Annotated in this window: 16 protein-coding genes; 8 read left to right on the forward strand and 8 right to left on the reverse strand. The window is 56.7% G+C overall.

All coding sequences use genetic code 11. From position 1 onward, the window contains the following. Positions 1 to 41 precede the first annotated feature (41 nt). Entirely contained in the window at positions 42 to 860 is an 819-nt protein-coding gene (speD, locus tag EP166_RS08615; RefSeq protein ID WP_127556428.1) for an adenosylmethionine decarboxylase, read from the reverse strand. A 481-nt stretch (positions 861 to 1,341) separates the two neighbouring features. Beyond that, entirely contained in the window at positions 1,342 to 1,764 is a 423-nt protein-coding gene (locus tag EP166_RS08620) for an OsmC family protein (RefSeq protein ID WP_127556429.1), read from the reverse strand. Positions 1,765 to 2,471: 707 nt separating this feature from the next. On the opposite strand from EP166_RS08620, the gene crp reads away from it, so the two are divergent. The 4 genes from crp to pyrF all read left to right on the forward strand — a co-directional run bounded on the left by crp (position 2,472) and on the right by pyrF (position 6,876). Then, on the forward strand, positions 2,472 to 3,122 hold the full coding sequence (gene crp, locus EP166_RS08625) for a cAMP-activated global transcriptional regulator CRP (RefSeq protein ID WP_028669485.1): 651 nt from the start codon (positions 2,472 to 2,474) through the stop codon (positions 3,120 to 3,122). A gap of 160 nt (positions 3,123 to 3,282) precedes the next feature. Continuing rightward, the gene (gene hemN, locus EP166_RS08630) at positions 3,283 to 4,674 is read left to right on the forward strand and encodes an oxygen-independent coproporphyrinogen III oxidase (protein ID WP_127556430.1); all 1,392 of its coding nucleotides are present in this window, start codon (positions 3,283 to 3,285) and stop codon (positions 4,672 to 4,674) included. A 73-nt stretch (positions 4,675 to 4,747) separates the two neighbouring features. Beyond that, the gene (gene argA / locus EP166_RS08635) at positions 4,748 to 6,019 is read left to right on the forward strand and encodes an amino-acid N-acetyltransferase (protein ID WP_127556431.1); all 1,272 of its coding nucleotides are present in this window, start codon (positions 4,748 to 4,750) and stop codon (positions 6,017 to 6,019) included. Positions 6,020 to 6,066: 47 nt separating this feature from the next. Next, positions 6,067 to 6,876 carry an orotidine-5'-phosphate decarboxylase gene (gene pyrF / locus EP166_RS08640; RefSeq protein ID WP_127557861.1) on the forward strand — a complete coding sequence of 270 codons (810 nt, stop codon included), beginning with the start codon at positions 6,067 to 6,069 and terminating at the stop codon, positions 6,874 to 6,876. A 252-nt stretch (positions 6,877 to 7,128) separates the two neighbouring features. Here the strand turns inward: pyrF and EP166_RS08645 are convergent, their stop codons facing one another. Beyond that, on the reverse strand, positions 7,129 to 8,562 hold the full coding sequence (locus EP166_RS08645; RefSeq protein ID WP_127556432.1) for an aminotransferase class V-fold PLP-dependent enzyme: 1,434 nt from the start codon (positions 8,560 to 8,562) through the stop codon (positions 7,129 to 7,131). A gap of 128 nt (positions 8,563 to 8,690) precedes the next feature. On the opposite strand from EP166_RS08645, the gene EP166_RS08650 reads away from it, so the two are divergent. Then, on the forward strand, positions 8,691 to 9,143 hold the full coding sequence (locus EP166_RS08650; protein ID WP_127556433.1) for an Lrp/AsnC family transcriptional regulator: 453 nt from the start codon (positions 8,691 to 8,693) through the stop codon (positions 9,141 to 9,143). A gap of 12 nt (positions 9,144 to 9,155) precedes the next feature. Here the strand turns inward: EP166_RS08650 and EP166_RS08655 are convergent, their stop codons facing one another. After that, a complete protein-coding gene (locus EP166_RS08655) occupies positions 9,156 to 9,740 on the reverse strand; it encodes a hypothetical protein (protein WP_220432530.1) in 585 nt (194 codons plus the stop codon). Between the two features lie 283 nt (positions 9,741 to 10,023). On the opposite strand from EP166_RS08655, the gene EP166_RS08660 reads away from it, so the two are divergent. After that, positions 10,024 to 10,557 (forward strand): hypothetical protein, encoded by a 534-nt coding sequence (locus tag EP166_RS08660; RefSeq protein ID WP_127556434.1) that lies wholly within the window; start codon positions 10,024 to 10,026, stop codon positions 10,555 to 10,557. 185 nt (positions 10,558 to 10,742) lie between these two features. On the opposite strand, the gene EP166_RS08665 is transcribed toward EP166_RS08660, so the two are convergent. Genes EP166_RS08665 through EP166_RS08675 form a run of 3 tightly spaced genes read right to left on the reverse strand, consistent with a single transcriptional unit; the run spans position 10,743 to position 13,561 of the window. Then, complete coding sequence (locus EP166_RS08665) at positions 10,743 to 11,342, reverse strand: MarC family protein (RefSeq protein WP_127556435.1); 600 nt, start codon at positions 11,340 to 11,342, stop codon at positions 10,743 to 10,745. Continuing rightward, a complete protein-coding gene (gene tdh, locus EP166_RS08670; RefSeq protein WP_127556436.1) occupies positions 11,339 to 12,364 on the reverse strand; it encodes an L-threonine 3-dehydrogenase in 1,026 nt (341 codons plus the stop codon). Before tdh ends, EP166_RS08665 begins: the two co-directional genes overlap by 4 nt. 12 nt (positions 12,365 to 12,376) lie before the next feature. After that, complete coding sequence (locus EP166_RS08675; RefSeq protein WP_127556437.1) at positions 12,377 to 13,561, reverse strand: glycine C-acetyltransferase; 1,185 nt, start codon at positions 13,559 to 13,561, stop codon at positions 12,377 to 12,379. Positions 13,562 to 14,139: 578 nt separating this feature from the next. On the opposite strand from EP166_RS08675, the gene EP166_RS08680 reads away from it, so the two are divergent. Then, the gene (locus EP166_RS08680; RefSeq protein ID WP_127556438.1) at positions 14,140 to 14,325 is read left to right on the forward strand and encodes a hypothetical protein; all 186 of its coding nucleotides are present in this window, start codon (positions 14,140 to 14,142) and stop codon (positions 14,323 to 14,325) included. A gap of 42 nt (positions 14,326 to 14,367) precedes the next feature. Here EP166_RS08680 and EP166_RS08685 read toward each other — a convergent pair whose 3' ends face one another. Next, positions 14,368 to 15,708, reverse strand: a complete 1,341-nt coding sequence (locus EP166_RS08685; protein ID WP_246026254.1) for an MFS transporter — start codon at positions 15,706 to 15,708, stop codon at positions 14,368 to 14,370. 353 nt (positions 15,709 to 16,061) lie between these two features. Here EP166_RS08685 and EP166_RS08690 point away from each other — a divergent pair, with 353 nt between their 5' ends. Continuing rightward, the gene (locus tag EP166_RS08690; RefSeq protein WP_127556439.1) at positions 16,062 to 16,610 is read left to right on the forward strand and encodes a TRAP transporter small permease subunit; all 549 of its coding nucleotides are present in this window, start codon (positions 16,062 to 16,064) and stop codon (positions 16,608 to 16,610) included. Positions 16,611 to 16,617: the final 7 nt, after the last annotated feature.

The raw sequence follows: 16,617 nt of genomic DNA on the forward strand, positions 1-16,617 counted from the left end.
TCGCCAAAATTTACAGCAAACCTGTTCAATGTTTGAACAATTCAGCCGGAATGAGTGGGGCCGGGGCCGTTGCTCATGTTGCGCGAGTAGAAGATTTCCTGCATTTCCCGCCAGAGTCGTTCGGTGATGCTGCTCAGTTCAGACTCGGAATAGGCATCAACACCGCTGCCAAAAAGGTAATTTTCGATATTGAACTCTTTCAACAGCATTTTGGTGTGAAAGATATTCTCCTGATAAATATTCACATCGATCATTTCATAGGCTTGCTTGGTGTCTTCCGCCAGATAATTCTGAATTGAATTGATCTGGTGATCGATGTAGTGCTTGCGCCCGTCGACATCCCGGGTAAAGCCCCGCACCCGGTAATCGGTGGTCACAATATCGCTGTCGAAGGAGTGAATCAGGAAGTTCAGCGCTTTCAGTGGCGAGATAACGCCGCAGGTGCTGACGTCGATATCGGCACGGAAGGTCGAAATGCCGTTATCCGGGTGGCTTTCCGGATAGGTATGAACGGTAATGTGGCTTTTATCGAGGTGCCCCACCACCGAATTGGGCATTGGCCCCGGCGTCGCGGTGGAAAAGTCCTCGTTGCCGTCAACCGGGTACTCGGAGATCAGAATCGTGACGCTGGCACCGTGTGGCTCGTAATCCTGACGGGCCACATTCAATATGTTGGCCCCAATAATGTCAGTTACCTGAGTCAGAATTTCAGTCAGGCGGTCGGCATTGTACATTTCATCGATGTAGGCAATGTACTCGTTCTGCTGCTGCTCGGTTTTCGCGTAATTAATGTCATAGATGTTAAAGCTGAGCGATTTGGTCAGATTGTTGAATCCGTGTAAACGCAATTCGTCATTCATGAGCAATGGAACCTCTTACAGGCCGGCAATTTCAAGGGACTGAACCGTCAATCCAGTCGTCCCACGGGGCACAGCACAGCCGGGCTGTACTAGAGCGGGCCGTATTATGCGGATCACACCCGGATGAGCCCAGCATTTTTTCAACGAATATTCGAAGTTCGAAGTCGCTGTTCTTGGTGGCTAATTTTACTACAGCTAGTGCCAGAATCCGTGTTGGCCACCGGGCAGGCTTGTCCGGGGCCGGGCGGGATGCCGCCCACTCAACCCATCCATGGGGCCTAGACTTCGGGATATGAACCCTATCCATGGGGTTCACCCTGCGGGCTCGCTTCGCTCATGCTAAAACGCTCCAGGCGTTTTAGTCCATGCCTCAGACTTCCCCGGAAAAGCCTACCCGGCAGCCAACACTTACTACATTGGCTAAACTAACTACCCGCACTTGTCGCAATGGTAAACGGCATATTCATCATGCTTACCAATTTCACTCAACATCAACCAGTTCAAAGTCATGAGTGATCACAACGCCACCTTTCTCCAGCATCATGGACGCCGAACAGTACTTTTCGGCCGAGAGCGCAATGGCCCGCTCTACCTGAGCAGGTTTAAGCTGACGCCCGGTAACGATGAAGTGAATGTGTATTTTGGTAAAAACCGCCGGCACGGTGTCAGCGCGCTCAGCGCTCAGCTGCGCCTCGCAGTTGATCACGTCCTGGCGGCTTTTCTGAAGAATGTTGACCACATCATAAGAGGTACAGCCGCCCAGGCCATTCAGTATCAACTCCATCGGGCTTGGGCCCTTGCTGCCCGGGCCATCTTTAGCGGCGCCATCCATATAGCCATGATGGCCAGATTCCGACTCGTATGAAAAGGCCTTGCCACCTGCCCATGCAACCGTTGCTTTCACGCTTCATTACTCCTCTGAAACCCGACTGAGCGGGCCCGGGTTAGTGTTCAATACCGTCTGAGGCGCGAAGCCTAGCACAGTCTGATTTAAAGCCGAATAGAGGCTGAATCCTCCGTGTTATGCATTATTAATTGAGTTTGGTGCTGGCATCGAGTCGAGTGGCGGATGCCGGTGGTGCCTCTGAGGGGTAGTACGCAGCATGGACTAAAACGCCGGGAGCGTTTTAGCATGAGCGCAGCGAGCCCGAAGGGTGAATCCCATGGAGGGGATTCATATCCTGCGGTCTAGGCCCATGGACGGGTTGAGTGGGCGGCATTCCGCCCGATCCCTCAGAGGCACCGCCGGTGTCCGCCGCGTGCCACTGCCACTCAATGAACGCTGGCTCCGAATTCTGGCCATAATGGTCAATGAACTTGTAAAAACGGGACGCAAGTCATACAAATAGGCAGAGCCCATAGCCAGAATCGATTGAATATCCCATAATGCCGAGCAGTGTTCGCACACTGCGCACAGACATTCTGTGCCCGAATTCACGTAATTCGGTCTATACTCGCAGACGGGTTACCCTTTAATCTGATGCAGATTGGAGCAACCGGTCTTTGTTGCGTTCGTCGCACAGCGGTTAGACCGAACATACAACATGGAGCCCCGGGGCTGATCAGGCAGTGACCCCCCGGCCGTAGACGCTACACTGGAAAGCAGAGATCATGGTTAATCAGTCACTCGAACATACGCATCTCGACTACTTCCTGTCGCAATGCCACCGCCGTCGCTACCCATCCAAAACCACCCTGATATACGCCGGAGACAAAAGCGACTCCCTGTACTACATCATTAAAGGCACCGTTTCGGTCATTATCGAGGATGACGACGGCCGGGAAATGATCATGGCGTATCTGAACGCCGGTGATTTCTTCGGCGAACTGGGCCTGTTCGACGCCATGGATTCGCGATCGGCCTGGGTTAAAACCAAAACCGAGTGCGAAGTGGCCGAAATTTCCTACACGAAATTTCGTGAGATCACCCAAAACGACGCCCGCATTCTGTATTTTATTGGCGAACAGATGGCTACCCGCTTGCGCGCTACAACCCGCAAAGTTGGCGACCTCGCATTTCTGGACGTTACCGGTCGTGTCGCACGCACCTTGCTCGACCTGTGCAAGCAGCCCGATGCCATGACGCACCCCGAGGGCATGCAGATCAAAATTACCCGCCAGGAAATCGGTCGAATTGTCGGTTGCTCACGCGAAATGGTTGGCAGGGTATTGAAGAACCTGGAAGAACAGGGTCTGGTTAGCGTGAAAGGCAAGACCATGGTGGTCTACGGCTCTCGAGAATTTTTTCAGCAACCGGCCTGACAGCCCAAGCGCTGGCAGTGACCCTAAGTGGTCACTCGTCCGGCGGCTAACATGGCCTACACCAGTTTTCTGCCCCTGTTTTGACCCAGATCAGCACTCCCCTGCAACCAAAGACTTAGGCTTGCACGCTGTCAACCCTTCAGCACAGCGAGCACACGCCATGTCGGCTTTCAACGCCCAGTCCATTCAGTGGGATGCGCGCCTGATCGAAAAGTACAACGTCCAGGGACCGCGCTACACCTCCTACCCGACCGCTGCCCAGTTTCATGACATCAGTGCAGCCGCGGCCAGCGAGCACTATCGCCCGCAGACAACCTCATTGGCGCCCCTGTCGCTGTACGTACACATCCCCTTTTGTCGCCACCTGTGCTATTACTGTGGCTGCAATAAGGTGGCTGCAAAAAGCAGCACCCGGGGCGACGACTACCTGACCTGGCTGGAACGGGAAATGGCGTTGATGTCACACGATTTTGGCCAGCGCCCCGTTACCCAGCTTCATCTTGGTGGTGGCACGCCCACCTTTCTGACAGTGAATCAGATGCGGCAGCTGCTCGACCGACTGTCGATTTATTTCGACTGGAACCCAATCGACCGGCCGGGCGAATACTCCATTGAACTCGACCCCCGGGAAACCTCGGCCGACATGCTGGAGTTGTTGCGCCAGCGCGGGTTTAACCGGCTGAGCTTCGGGATTCAGGATTTCAACCACCAGACTCAGGTCGCTATTCACCGGGTACAACCAAAGTCAGTCGTGGAACCCCTGGTGCATCAGGCGCGGCACCTGGCCTTCGAGTCGATCAGCTTCGATCTGATTTATGGTTTGCCCTACCAGACCGTCAGCCGGGTTGATGCAACGCTCGACGAGGTGCTCGATCTGGGACCCGATCGCATCAGCCTGTACAACTATGCCCACTTGCCAGATCGCTTTGTGGCTCAGCGGAGAATCAGCAGCGACAGCCTGCCGAACGCCGATGAAAAACTTCGCATTCTGCAGCACTGCATCATCAAATTGCAGGACGCCGGTTATGTTTATATCGGCATGGACCATTTTGCAAGGCGTGACGACACCCTGGTCAAAGCGCTCACCGATGGTAGCCTGCAACGCAACTTTCAGGGGTATTCCACTCAGGCAGAAACCGACATGCTGGCACTCGGTGTCTCCGGCATCAGCCAGATACAGGGCGCTTTCATCCAGAACCACAGCCAACTCGACCCCTACTACAACGCACTCAAGCAGGGCACATTGGCGGTTCAGCGCGGCTATTTCCTGACTCGGGATGACCAGATGCGGCGGGACATCATCAACCAGCTGGCCTGCCAGGGGCAGATTGACCTGGGCTCTGTTGCAGAACGCTATGGCCTGGATCCCGATCGGGATTTTAGCCGCGAGTGGCAGCAACTGACCGATCTGGAACAGGACGGCCTGGTGCAATTGAATCAGCACCGGGTAACCGTAACAGCTCTCGGTCGGTTATTGCTTCGCCCGATCCTGATGGTCTTCGATGCCTATTTGAGCGACCAGAACCGTCAGCGTTTTTCCAAAGTGATGTGACAACGGTCTGTATCTGGCGGTAGAGCCCGGCAGGCGTTATCCGGTATCATGGCGGCAACTAAGGAGACCCGCCTTGACCGACTTTGTTCGTATTTTTCGCAACAGCGCACCCTACATTCATGCCTACCGGGGAAAAACCGCGGTGGTCTGGGTGCGCGGCACCGTACTCAGCCCGTCGTCCGTGCATGCCCTGGTCAGTGACCTGGCCCTGCTGAACAGCCTGGGTATGAAATTGTTGCTGTTGTTCGATGCTGAAGATGAAGTCGGCGAATTGCGACTCGATGAACACGCTCAGATCGATGGCGACGCCATGGATGCCATTCTCAATCGCATCGGCCACTGGCGCAGCCGGCTGGAAGCGCAATTCACCCAGGGGCTGGCCAATTCGCCAATGCACGGTGCCCGGGTCAGGGTGATCAGCGGTAATTTTGTGACCGCGCGCCCAACGGGCGTTGTCGACGGTGTCGACTTGCTGGCCCAGGGGCGCGTGCGCCGCATCGATCACCTGGCCATTCGCGAACACCTCGACAAAGGCAATATCGTGCTGATGCCTCCGCTGGGCTATTCGGTCACGGGAGAGGTCTTTTATCTGGCACCGGATCATCTGATGGTCGAGACCGCGCGCCGGATGGACGCCGACAAAATCGTCATCGTCGGCGACAACCCGCACCCGGTAACCGGCAACCAGAAAGAAATGGACGCCTTCGAACTGCGTCGGTGTCTTGAGGGTAAAACCGGACTGGCCGCTGGCGAGCGCGAATTACTGACAGCGCTGGCCGCCAGTGAAGCCGGCATTCCGCGCTGCCACGTGATCGACGGCCACCAGGACGGTGCCTTGCTGGCAGAACTCTTTACCCGCGACGGCGTCGGCACACTGATCGCCCGCGATCGCTACGACACCTTTCGCCCGGCCCGGCCCGATGACATCAACGGCATTCTCGCCCTGCTGCAACCGCTGGAAGAGCGGGGCATTCTGGTGCGCCGTGACCGCGAAAAACTGGAAAATGAAATCTCCCATTTTCACGTCAACGAACGCGACGGCATGATCGTCGGCTGTGCCGCCCTGTACCTGATTCCCGACACAGAACCCCAGGTAGCCGAGCTGGCCTGCGTCGCGGTGCATCAGGATTATCGCCAGTCCGGTCGTGGTGATGCCCTGTTGCGGGCGCTGGAGAAACGCGCACGCGAGCACAAGGTTGAACGCTTGTTCGTGCTGACCACCCAGACCGCACACTGGTTTGCCGAACGCGGTTTTGAGTCAGCACCCGTGGCTGAACTGCCACCCGAACGGCAGAGCCTGTACAACTTTCAGCGTAATTCGAAAGTCTTTTTCAAATCACTTTGAACGGTCGCAGCGGCCATTCGCAAGCAGGGGGAACCACCGTGACCTTTATGAACGCCATCGCCCGGCGCTGGGACCAGGGCACCCAGGTTTGCATCGGGCTCGATCCCTTTATCGACCGGCTGCCCGCCCCGCTCCAGCAACAGAGTGACGGCATTCTGGCGTTCAACAAAGCCATTGTGGACGCCACCTCAGATCTGGCCTGTTGCTACAAACCCCAGTTTGCCCATTTCGCGGCCGAGCAAGCCGAAGCGCAACTGAAGGCGAGCATTGCCTACATCAAAGCCCGCTATCCGGACGTTCCGGTTATTCTGGATTCCAAGCGGGGCGACATTGGCTCTACCGCCGCCATGTATGCCCGTGAAGCGTTCGAACATTACGGCGCCGACGCGGTCACGGTTAACCCCTATATGGGTTCCGACACCGTTCTGCCTTTTGCAGACCATGCCGATAAAGGCGTCATTCTCCTGTGCCGCACGTCGAACCCTTCGGCGGCCGAATTCCAGAACTTGCTGATCGACGGCGAACCGCTCTACATTCACGTGGCGCGACGCGCCCAGCAGCACTGGAATCAAAATAAAAACATCGCTCTGGTGGTCGGCGCCACGGCCCCGGAAGAAATGGCGCGCATTCGTCAGGCCGCTCCGGACCTGCCGTTTCTGGTACCCGGCATCGGCGCCCAGGGGGGCGACCTGCCCGGCACAGTACACAACGGGCAAACGGCTCCGGGGCGCGGACTGATGATCAATGCCTCGCGCAGCATACTTTACGCCAGCCAGGGCACCGACTTTGCCGAGGCGGCACGAGCAGAAGCGCTCAGCCTACGCGATCAAATTCAGTCACTGAGCGCTGCTGGCTAGCACCCAGGCTCCTGGGGTAGGCTCAATTCAGTGGTTTTGGGCCGCACCGGATACCGGGTATGCCTCTGTGGGGTCGGGCGGGATGCCGCCCACTCAACCCATCCATGGGGCCTAGGCTTCGGGATATGAACCCCATCCATGGGGTTCACCCTTCGGGCTCGCGGCGCTCGTGCTAAAACGCTCCTGGCGTTTTAGTCCATGCCTCAGACTTCCCCACAGAGGCATACCCGGCACCCGGTGCTCATCTCCTGATCAAACGCTAAAATTTGAACCAGTAGTCCAGCCACCCCAGAGCTGGGCCATATTCAAAGGCGATTGTGAACTCGTCGCTCTCCCGCCACTCGTCAGGGCCTCCAATGCGGATAAAATCCGGTCAAGGTCCTCCGTGGTCATCATCGGGTGAAAGCTCAGCCGAACCCAGCCAGGTTTGGCGGCCAGTTCGCCCCGGTCCAGCTGACCGGTAATGGCCTGGCTGGTCGCGCGATCTATGCCCAGCAAATAATGTCCGTAGGTGCCTGCGCAGGCACAGCCCCCCCGGGCCTCAATGCCATATTCACGGCTCAGCCGCTGCACCGCCTGCTGGTAGTGCAGGCCCTCGATGACGACTGAAAAGACGCTGAGTCGGTCGCTTTGCTCCCGGGCCAGGCACTGAACGCCGGCAATGCGGTCCAGCCTCTGCAGAAAATACTGGTTTAACTCATGCTCACGCTGAGCAATAGCGCTCACGCCAATCTCATCTTTCAATTGCGCCGCCATCGCTGCTTTCAGGCTCTGCAAAATGCCCGGTGTTCCGCCCGATTCACGGGTTGCAATGTCCTGATAAAAGCGATGCTCGCCCCAGGGGTTGGTCCAGACCACGGTGCCGCCACCGGGCTGCTCCGGTACCCGGTTGTGATACAGCGCTGAATTGAACACCAGCACACCGCTGGCCCCGGGCCCGCCCAGAAATTTGTGGGGTGAGAAAAACACGGCATCCAGGGGTTCATCGTCTGCGGGGTGCATGTCGATGTCGACGTAGGGGGCTGCACAGGCAAAATCGACAAAACAGTGTCCGCCCGCCTGATGCATCAGTCGTGCGATGGCGCGATAGGGTGCCGCCACGCCAGTCACATTGCTGGCGGCTGTGACGGAGGCCATAACAGGCTGACGGGCCGGCAACTCGCGCAGTGACCCGGCCAGCCAGTCCAGATCCACCTCGCCGGACTGGGTGGGCGGTATGATCACGACCTCAGCCAGCGTCTCCAGCCACAGAGTGTGGTTGCTGTGGTGCTCCATATGGGTCACATAGACCCGGGGCCGGTGGATCAGCGTCGCCAGCACTGCTTCGCGGTGGGTTTCGTGAACCCAGAGCCCCAGCATTCGCACCAGCTTGGCCAGTGCCCCGGTCATGCCCGTGCCGGTAAACAACAGCACATCGTCCTGGGCGGCCTTCACGTGCTGACGCATGATCTGGTGGGCTTCGTCCAGTGCCCGGGTCATAAACCCGCCGGTGAGGCTGTCTTCGGTGTGGGTGTTGGCCATCATCGGGCCGGCGACCTCGAGCAAGCGCTGCTCGATCGGACGATAAAGCCGCCCACTGGCGGTCCAGTCGGCATAAAGCCGGTTGCCGGGTATCGGCAGGGTGTTGGCGCGCAGACGGGCCCAATCGGGGCTGGTCGCTATGGGGCGGGTACTGTGTGCGGTCATGGGAGGTTCCCGTTAATCATTACCCAACCAGTGTGACGCCTTGAGAGTCCCAATGTATTTCATTTTTTGCGATAAATGGGCTAAATTCAGAAAATAATTTCTTAAATTTACCAATCTGGAGGCATAAATTGCCTGACGCTATCGATATAGCCATTTTAAACCTGTTGCAACAGGATGCGACCCTGTCGGTGCAGGCCATCGCCGACAAGGTCAATCTAACCACCAGTCCCTGCTGGCGTCGCATCCAGGCACTGGAAGACCAGGGGTACATTCGCCGTCGGGTTGCACTGCTGAACCGGCAACCTCTGGCGCTGGGCGTCGATGTGTTCGTTTTTATTCGCACCCGCGAACACAACGACACCTGGCTGACGGACTTTACCGAAGCGGTGCTGGCCATGCCCGAGGTCATGGAAGCCTATCGGATGAGCGGAGACGTGGATTATCTGCTCAGGGTGGTGGTTAGCGACATCGCCGCCTATGATCGTTTCTACAAGCGACTGGTCAGCCGGGTGAAACTGGCGGATGTGAGCAGCAGTTTTGCGATGGAGCAGTTGAAGTACACCACCGCCTTGCCCCTTTAGCAGTCGCACCGGCTATTGAGTGTGACCTCGGGTAAGCGCCAGAAAGCCACCCAGCGAGATCAGCAATACCGAGGCGCCACCCAGTATGGCGACCGGATACATCAGATTGCCGGCCAGATCGAGCTGGCTGTACTTGATGATCATGATCAGCGATTCGAGCACCAGCGCAATGCACACCGTACCCAGAAACCGGGTTATGGTTCGGCGAATGTTGGTAAACACATTCTCTTCCTGGTCAGATTCTGTGTACTCCTTGCTGATGCCCGCCCCGAGCTCGAACATGGCCAGCCCGATGATCAGTGAGTTGACCAGGTTGACGGTGGTGGACATGAAACTGCGCTCACCGGTCATCACTTCGGTGGAAAAATGGAACACACCACTGATGACCAGTAACGCTGACAAACCGTAAAACAAGACGGTAAATACCCGAACCATCAACTGCTTGCCAACATGACTCAGTGCCTTGAACCCCAGCGGGTGAAAAGCACGCGGGGCTTCGCCGAGGTGCTTTTTCGTCGGCTCAGCGGGTTCATTCGGCGTGTTGAATTCACGAATCTCATTCGGTGTTGCGTTCAAATCTATGGTCTGGCTGGTCATACCGTTAATTCCCTTGCTGACTGGGTAAAGCGTGCGACCGATGCTATAGCAAGCTGGAGGCCGGGCAAGCAGCGTCAGGTAAAGCCGAGTGAGAATCGGGTAAAGGCAGGTAAAGCGTCTCACTCAAGCGTGACCAGGTTCACGTAGCCAGATTTTTGTGCCTGAGGTGTGTCAGCCTGTGAAAATTCAGTTGGGGTTCATGAAGCAGGCAGATACTCTAGTCATTGCATTAAGCGTCGAGTCGCATTCGACCGTAACCCCAAGATTGCGGGAGCCATCAATCATGACCTGCCCGACTGGATACCGGCAAGCCATCCTCATCACTTGCCTGATGACAGCAACCAGCATCGCCCAGGCAAAAGATGACTTTGTCTGGCTATCCTATGGCGGTCAGCAGGGTTATTTTGAATCGCCCTATGTGGGCGTCGGCTTTATGGCCGATACCTGGGGTGCTGAGCTGGGTTTGGTATTGCGGTCAGACTACTCTGGCAACGTGAACATGTACGAGCCACCCCACAGCGACACTGACCGGGTTTCGAACAACGCTGTTGTGGGTTTCCCGCTGCACCTGTCCATTCTGAAAGGCTACGCGCCCAACGACCGCATCGCGTTCTACACCTCGCTGGGTTTGCTGGCTTCAACCCGCTGCGACATTGATGAATCCAACGTCACCGGCTATGCCTACTGCGCCAATGAGCGCTCGGAGTTTGAACTGATACCCGGCGTCAGCGCCCTGTTCAGCCTGAATGAGTTCACCCTGGGCATGGGCTACCAGTACGGAATTGGCCCGCTAATCTCGCTGGGAACGGATTTTTAAAACTCACTACCCATAGTCCTCCCACTTAAGTGGTATTGGCCCGCACCAGCCGCCGGGTATGCCTCTGTGGGGTCGGCGTGAACCCGTCCGTGGGGCCTAGACTTCGGCATCCATGCCTCAGACTTCCCCACAGAGGCATACCCGGCAGCCAGTACTAGTCTGTTGAGTAAATGCCTAAACTTGAACTAGAACAATCCATTGGCACCATTAGCAACAAACTGAATAGCCAGCGCAGCCAATATCACACCGAGCAAACGCTGAATGATTTCATCGCCGGTCTTGCCGATGACCTTGCGGATCTGACTGGCCAGCAAGCCCGCCGCCAGGGTGACCAGCAATACCGAAATCACCGCCGCAATGACCCATCCCTGATTGGCCGGTGAGTCCGCATCGGCCATTAACAACACAGTGATGGTCAGGGTACCCGGACCAGCCATCAGCGGAATCGCAAGCGGGTAAACGGCGATGTCACCGACGCTGCGATCTGTGGGTTTGTCCGGCAGCGGGGCTGAGGTGATCATTCTGAAGGCCGTATTGAACAGCAGAATACCGCCGGCCACTCTCAGGGCATCCATGCTGATACCGAGCGTGGTGAGCAACCCTTCACCCACCCAGGCAAAGATCAGAATCACCGCTGCGGCGATCCCGGTCGCCTTCAGAATCACCCTGAGGCGCTGCCGAAAGGTTCGCCCCAGAGTCAGTGAATAGAAAATCAGCGCCGCACCAATCGGGTCAATAACCACAAAATAGCTGGTAAAGGCATTCAAAAACAGCGTCGTATTCATACCCAGTCCAGAATCACCTTGCCGGATTGGCCGCTGCGCATAATATCGAAACCTTCCTGAAAATCGGCGACGGGCAGCGTGTGGGTAATCATCGGTTTCAGATCCAGGCCCGACTGAATCAGACCGGCCATCTTGTACCAGGTTTCAAACATTTCCCGGCCATAGATGCCTTTCAATTCCAGCCCCTTGAAAATGACCTGACTCCAGTCAATGGCCATGTCTTCCCCGGGAATGCCGAGCAGCGCTACCTTGCCACCATGATTCATTGACGACAGCATGGAACGAAAAGCACTGGGCACGCCCGACATTTCCAGGCCGACATCAAACCCCTCGGTCATGCCCAGACTGCTCATGACGTCATTGAGACTCTCGTTGGCCACATTGACGGTGCGGGTAGCGCCCATGCGTTTTGCCAGGGCCAGACGGAAATCATTCACATCGGTGATCACAATGTTCCGGGCGCCGACATGACGGGCCACGGCGGCGGCCATCATGCCAATCGGCCCTGCGCCGGTAATCAGCACATCTTCCGCTACCAGGTTGAAACTCAGGGCGGTGTGCACCGCGTTGCCGAACGGATCAAAAATAGCGGCCAGTTCATCACTGACGTCGTCGGGCAACTTGAAGGCGTTAAACGCCGGTATCACCAGATACTCGGCAAAGGCCCCGGCACGGTTAACCCCGACACCAACAGTATTGCGGCACAGATGGCGACGCCCGGCGCGGCAGTTACGGCAATAGCCGCAGGTGATATGGCCTTCGCCACTGACCCGGTCGCCCAGGGCAAAGCCAGTGACTTCCTCGCCCATGCTGACGACTTCGCCTACGTACTCATGGCCGGTAACCAGGCCCAGCGGCACCGTATTTTGCGACCACTGATCCCAGTTGTAAATGTGCACATCCGTGCCACAGATCGCCGTTTTGCGAATGCGAATCAGCAGGTCGTTGTGACCCACCTCGGGCTCATCGACCTCGGTCATCCAGATACCGGCTTCCGGGTACAGCTTGGCAAGGGCTTTCATAGCGAGGACTCCTTAAATAAGCGACAGTTCGCGACCGACCTCGGTGAACGCCGCAATGGCGATATCCAATTGCTCCCGGGTCAGCCCGGCACTCATTTGAGTGCGAATGCGCGCGGCACCCTGAGGCACCACAGGGTAACTGAAACCGATCACATACACACCGCGCTGCAGCAACTTGTCCGCCATGGTGCTGGCGACGGTGGCGTCGCCAACCATCACCGGAATGATCGGATGATTGGCACCGGCGAGTGTGAAGCCTGCGGCTTCCATCTGTTCCCGAAAGTAGCGGGTGTTGTCCCAGAGTTGCTGGCGCAGGTCATCGCCCTGTTCGATCATATCGAGCACTTTCAGGCTGGCGGCCGCAATGCTGGGCGACAGCGAATTGGAAAACAAATAAGGGCGGGAGCGCTGACGCAACCAGTCGACGATGGGTTTGGCCGCCGCCGTATAGCCGCCACTGGCTCCACCCAGAGCCTTGCCCAGGGTGCCGGTGATGATATCAACCCGGTCCATCACCCCATGAAACTCGGGCGTTCCGCGACCGTGCTCGCCCATAAAACCTACCGCATGGCTATCGTCGACCATAACCAAAGCGTCATATCGGTCCGCCAGATCGCAAATACCGGTCAGGTTGGCGACCACGCCATCCATCGAGAACACCCCATCGGTCACAATCAGACGGTACCGTGCCGACTGACTTTGCTGCAGACAGTGCTCGAGTTCAGCGAGGTCGTTGTTGCTGTAGCGAAACCGGCGTGCCTTGCACAGACGCACGCCGTCAATAATGGAGGCGTGGTTGAGCGCATCGGAAATGATGGCATCCTGGTCATTCAACAAGGTTTCAAACAGCCCGGTATTGGCGTCGAAACAGCTGGAATACAAGATAGTGTCTTCCATGCCGAGAAAATCGCTCAGGCGCTGCTCCAGTGCTTTGTGAACGCCCTGCGTACCACAAATAAACCGAACCGAGGCGACGCCGAACCCAAACTCATCGAGCCCCTGTTTCGCGGCAGCAATCAACGCCGGGCTGTTGGCCAGCCCCAGGTAGTTGTTGGCACAGAGGTTCAATACCGTCCCACCATCGGTCGTCACCTGCGCCCCCTGGGGGGAAATAATGATGCGCTCTGTCTTGTACAGACCCTGAGTTTTCAGATCGGCCAGGGCCTCAGGCAACTGTTGAATGAGTGATCGGGACATGAAAGAAACTCCGGTGTTGGTAAGGGAACATTCCAGCTCGATGATGCGGCCACCCTGCGGAAACGAGCCGAAGGGGTGCATATGAGACTCTGGGTTGGTTTGTCTGTAGGTTCTCAGACCCGCCTGCGAAAGGCGACCTGCCGCCCATGAATAGAACACTCTGTTCCTTTATGGACTTGTAAGGCTGCCGCTACAGCCGCAATATTCGGCACTCGAGACCTGAGTTCTGTATAAAAACCATAAAAATCTAATCTACCACCGTTCTATTTAGCCTAATGATTTGAATTCCATCACAAAAATCGCTTCAATAGCATCCGCTCCATGTCGTACACAAGCACGCATCGCCAGAACAATCCGAAAGAACGAAGACTGCGTAGGATCGATACGGCGAGAAACCCTGTAGATCAGTGACAAATCAGCGCATGCAGTAGCAATTGTCATGCGGGTCAACTAGCATTGAGTGCGTGAGTGGCGTAACGATGGCGTGACATCTTACCCTTTTCAACCCGCTATGAAACTCACACACAGGAATCTTTGGCCGTCTGACAATGCGGTCATCGTGGGACAACGAGGGAACTATGGATCAAAAGCTGGAAGAGCTTGAGCAGGCTATTGTTGAAGCCGAAGAAGCAAAACGCCAGTTCGTTAGAGAAAACCCTAATGGGACTGGGAGCAAAGACGACCGCATGCGTTTGTACAACGATGTAGAACGCGCGCGTAAAGCTTTGCGTGACTACAAACGCATGAACCCCCATTTGCTGTAACTCGCCTTCATGGCCGTTCGGGCACGGCGCCTGCCCTCTGTGTTACTGCACGGCGGGCAGGCGGGCGCACATCAACGCAGCCATCACAGACAAGCCGCTCAACAGGAGGATGACCGCCAGCGGCGACCATAGATCACCGAGCAAACCTAACAGTCCGCCGATCAGCATGATCCCCCCTACCACGGTATTGCTGACCGCCACATAGCTGGCCCGGTTGGCCTCTGTTGCCATATCGACCAGATAGGCTTTGCGACCCAGTCGAACGCCCCCGTGACAGACCATGATAACCCCATAGGCCAGACACAAACCCACCAGTTGGGCAACGCCCGATAACCAGACAGCACTTGCCCACGCGAGTACCCCTGCCAGGGCCGCCCCAAACGCGGCCACCGCCATAACGCCCTGACTGGAGCGGTCGCTGAAACGCCCCCAGACGCCCGAAGACAAAGAAGCGGCCAGCCCGCTGATGATGATCAGTGCACCCAAGCCAAGCCCGCCGCCTTCGGACTGTTGGACCATTACCACATAAAACGGCGGCATCAGTGCAACACTCAGCAATGCCGACCGGGATAATACAAAAAAACGGAAAGTCGAATCGGACCTCAACAGCCCCAGTTGCTGCCAGGCAACGGTCCAGCCATTGCCTCCGCCTTCGGTTGCGCCTGGCGCCTCCTCAATGGCGGTAAACGCCAGCATGGCGAGCCACCAGAACAGTGTTGCCACCAGTAACAGCCCCAGCAGCAGGCCGGGCTTCTCATTCAGCTCAGGGACACCCGTAAGCACCAGCCCGACACCCAATACCGCGAGTCCCGCCACCGAGGCGCTGTAACCCATCACCGTTCCTCGCCGGCGCTTGGAGACGGCCTTGCCCAGAACATCCTTCGCCGATACCGAGCATAAGCCTCGAGCCAGGCTATAAAACACCAGGCCCACCAGCATCCAGATACCCGCAACTAGCCCGTCACTAAGCAAGGCGGCCGCTGCGATCGCTAACAAGGCCAGGGAGGACACAGCGGCACCTACCAGCCAAACCGGCTTGCGATAGGCCCGCCCGCGAACATAGGCCGCCACCAACAACTGGGGAATCAGCACTCCCGCTTCGCGTATCGGCACCAAAAAGCCAACCAGTACCAGCGGCACGCCCAAAGCGCTCATTAACCACGGTAACATAAGGCGGGCGCTGCTCAGCTCATCGGCTATTTTGCTGAAGGTATTGGCCACCAGATAGGCAAAGAAATTGCGGGGCTGGTGCCGGCAGGCTGTTTCAGGAATGTCTTTGCATACCCTCGCGTCCTCTTCGCCGACTGCCTGCTCATAGGCCCAGCCCAGCGCTCGGTTTACCGGGTGGCTTTCTGCGTGTTCGGAAGGCGTTGATTGCGCCATGTTTGGCCTCTCTCTCGACTACAAGGACAACAGCCAACCACGGCGTCGGCTGGCAAATAACCGCGAACTCTATCGATTCACTGCCCACCGGGCCAATCTTAACGGTATAAAGACGGGATTTAGCGCTTTGACAGGTCAGGATGCAAGCATTGGCGTCGGCTGCGCTGGCATGGTTTAATACCCCCTGAAAGACCGTTGTGCTGCACTCTGACCAGGCGTGCAGTCTACTTCGCTAGCGCCAAACTCGCTTAAAGCAACAGTAAAACAATAACTCACGACTACAACGACACATTGCAGCCGATGATCAAAACTATCCCTCGTGTTTGCCTTGTCCCGATAAAAAAGGATCACTCATGAAAAGCCTCGCGTTCGTGGTCAGGCTCTGTTGCCTGCTGAACCGATTCCTGGGCCAGGTATTTTCCTGGCTGACGCTGGGAATTGTACTGGTATGCTTCACCGTCGTTGTCATGCGCTATGTTTTTTCGACTGGCTCGGTCCTGATGCAGGATTTGTATGTCTGGATGAATGGCGTCATGTTTATGGGCATCGCCGGCTACACCTTACTCCGTGAAGGCCATGTGCGCGTCGACGTGTTTTACCGGACGGCCCCTATTAAGCGAAAGGCTCTGGTTGACCTGTTTGGCTGCCTGGTGTTTCTGTTCCCCTTTATCATCACCATCAGTCTTTATGCCTACCCCTATGTCGCCCGGTCCTGGCGCTTCATGGAAGGCTCATCCAATTACGGGGGCATGCCGGGCCTATATGTTGTTAAAACGTTCATTATCGTATTTGCCATTGTGGTCGCGATTCAGGCTTTGGCCATGATCGGGCGCAGCATCCTGGTACTGGCGAACCGACAGGAACTGGTACCTGAAGATTATCGTTACGGGGAGAACGTCTGATGGAAGT

This window comes from Saccharospirillum alexandrii (genome assembly GCF_004000275.1).
GTDB classification, from domain to species: domain Bacteria; phylum Pseudomonadota; class Gammaproteobacteria; order Pseudomonadales; family Natronospirillaceae; genus Saccharospirillum; species Saccharospirillum alexandrii.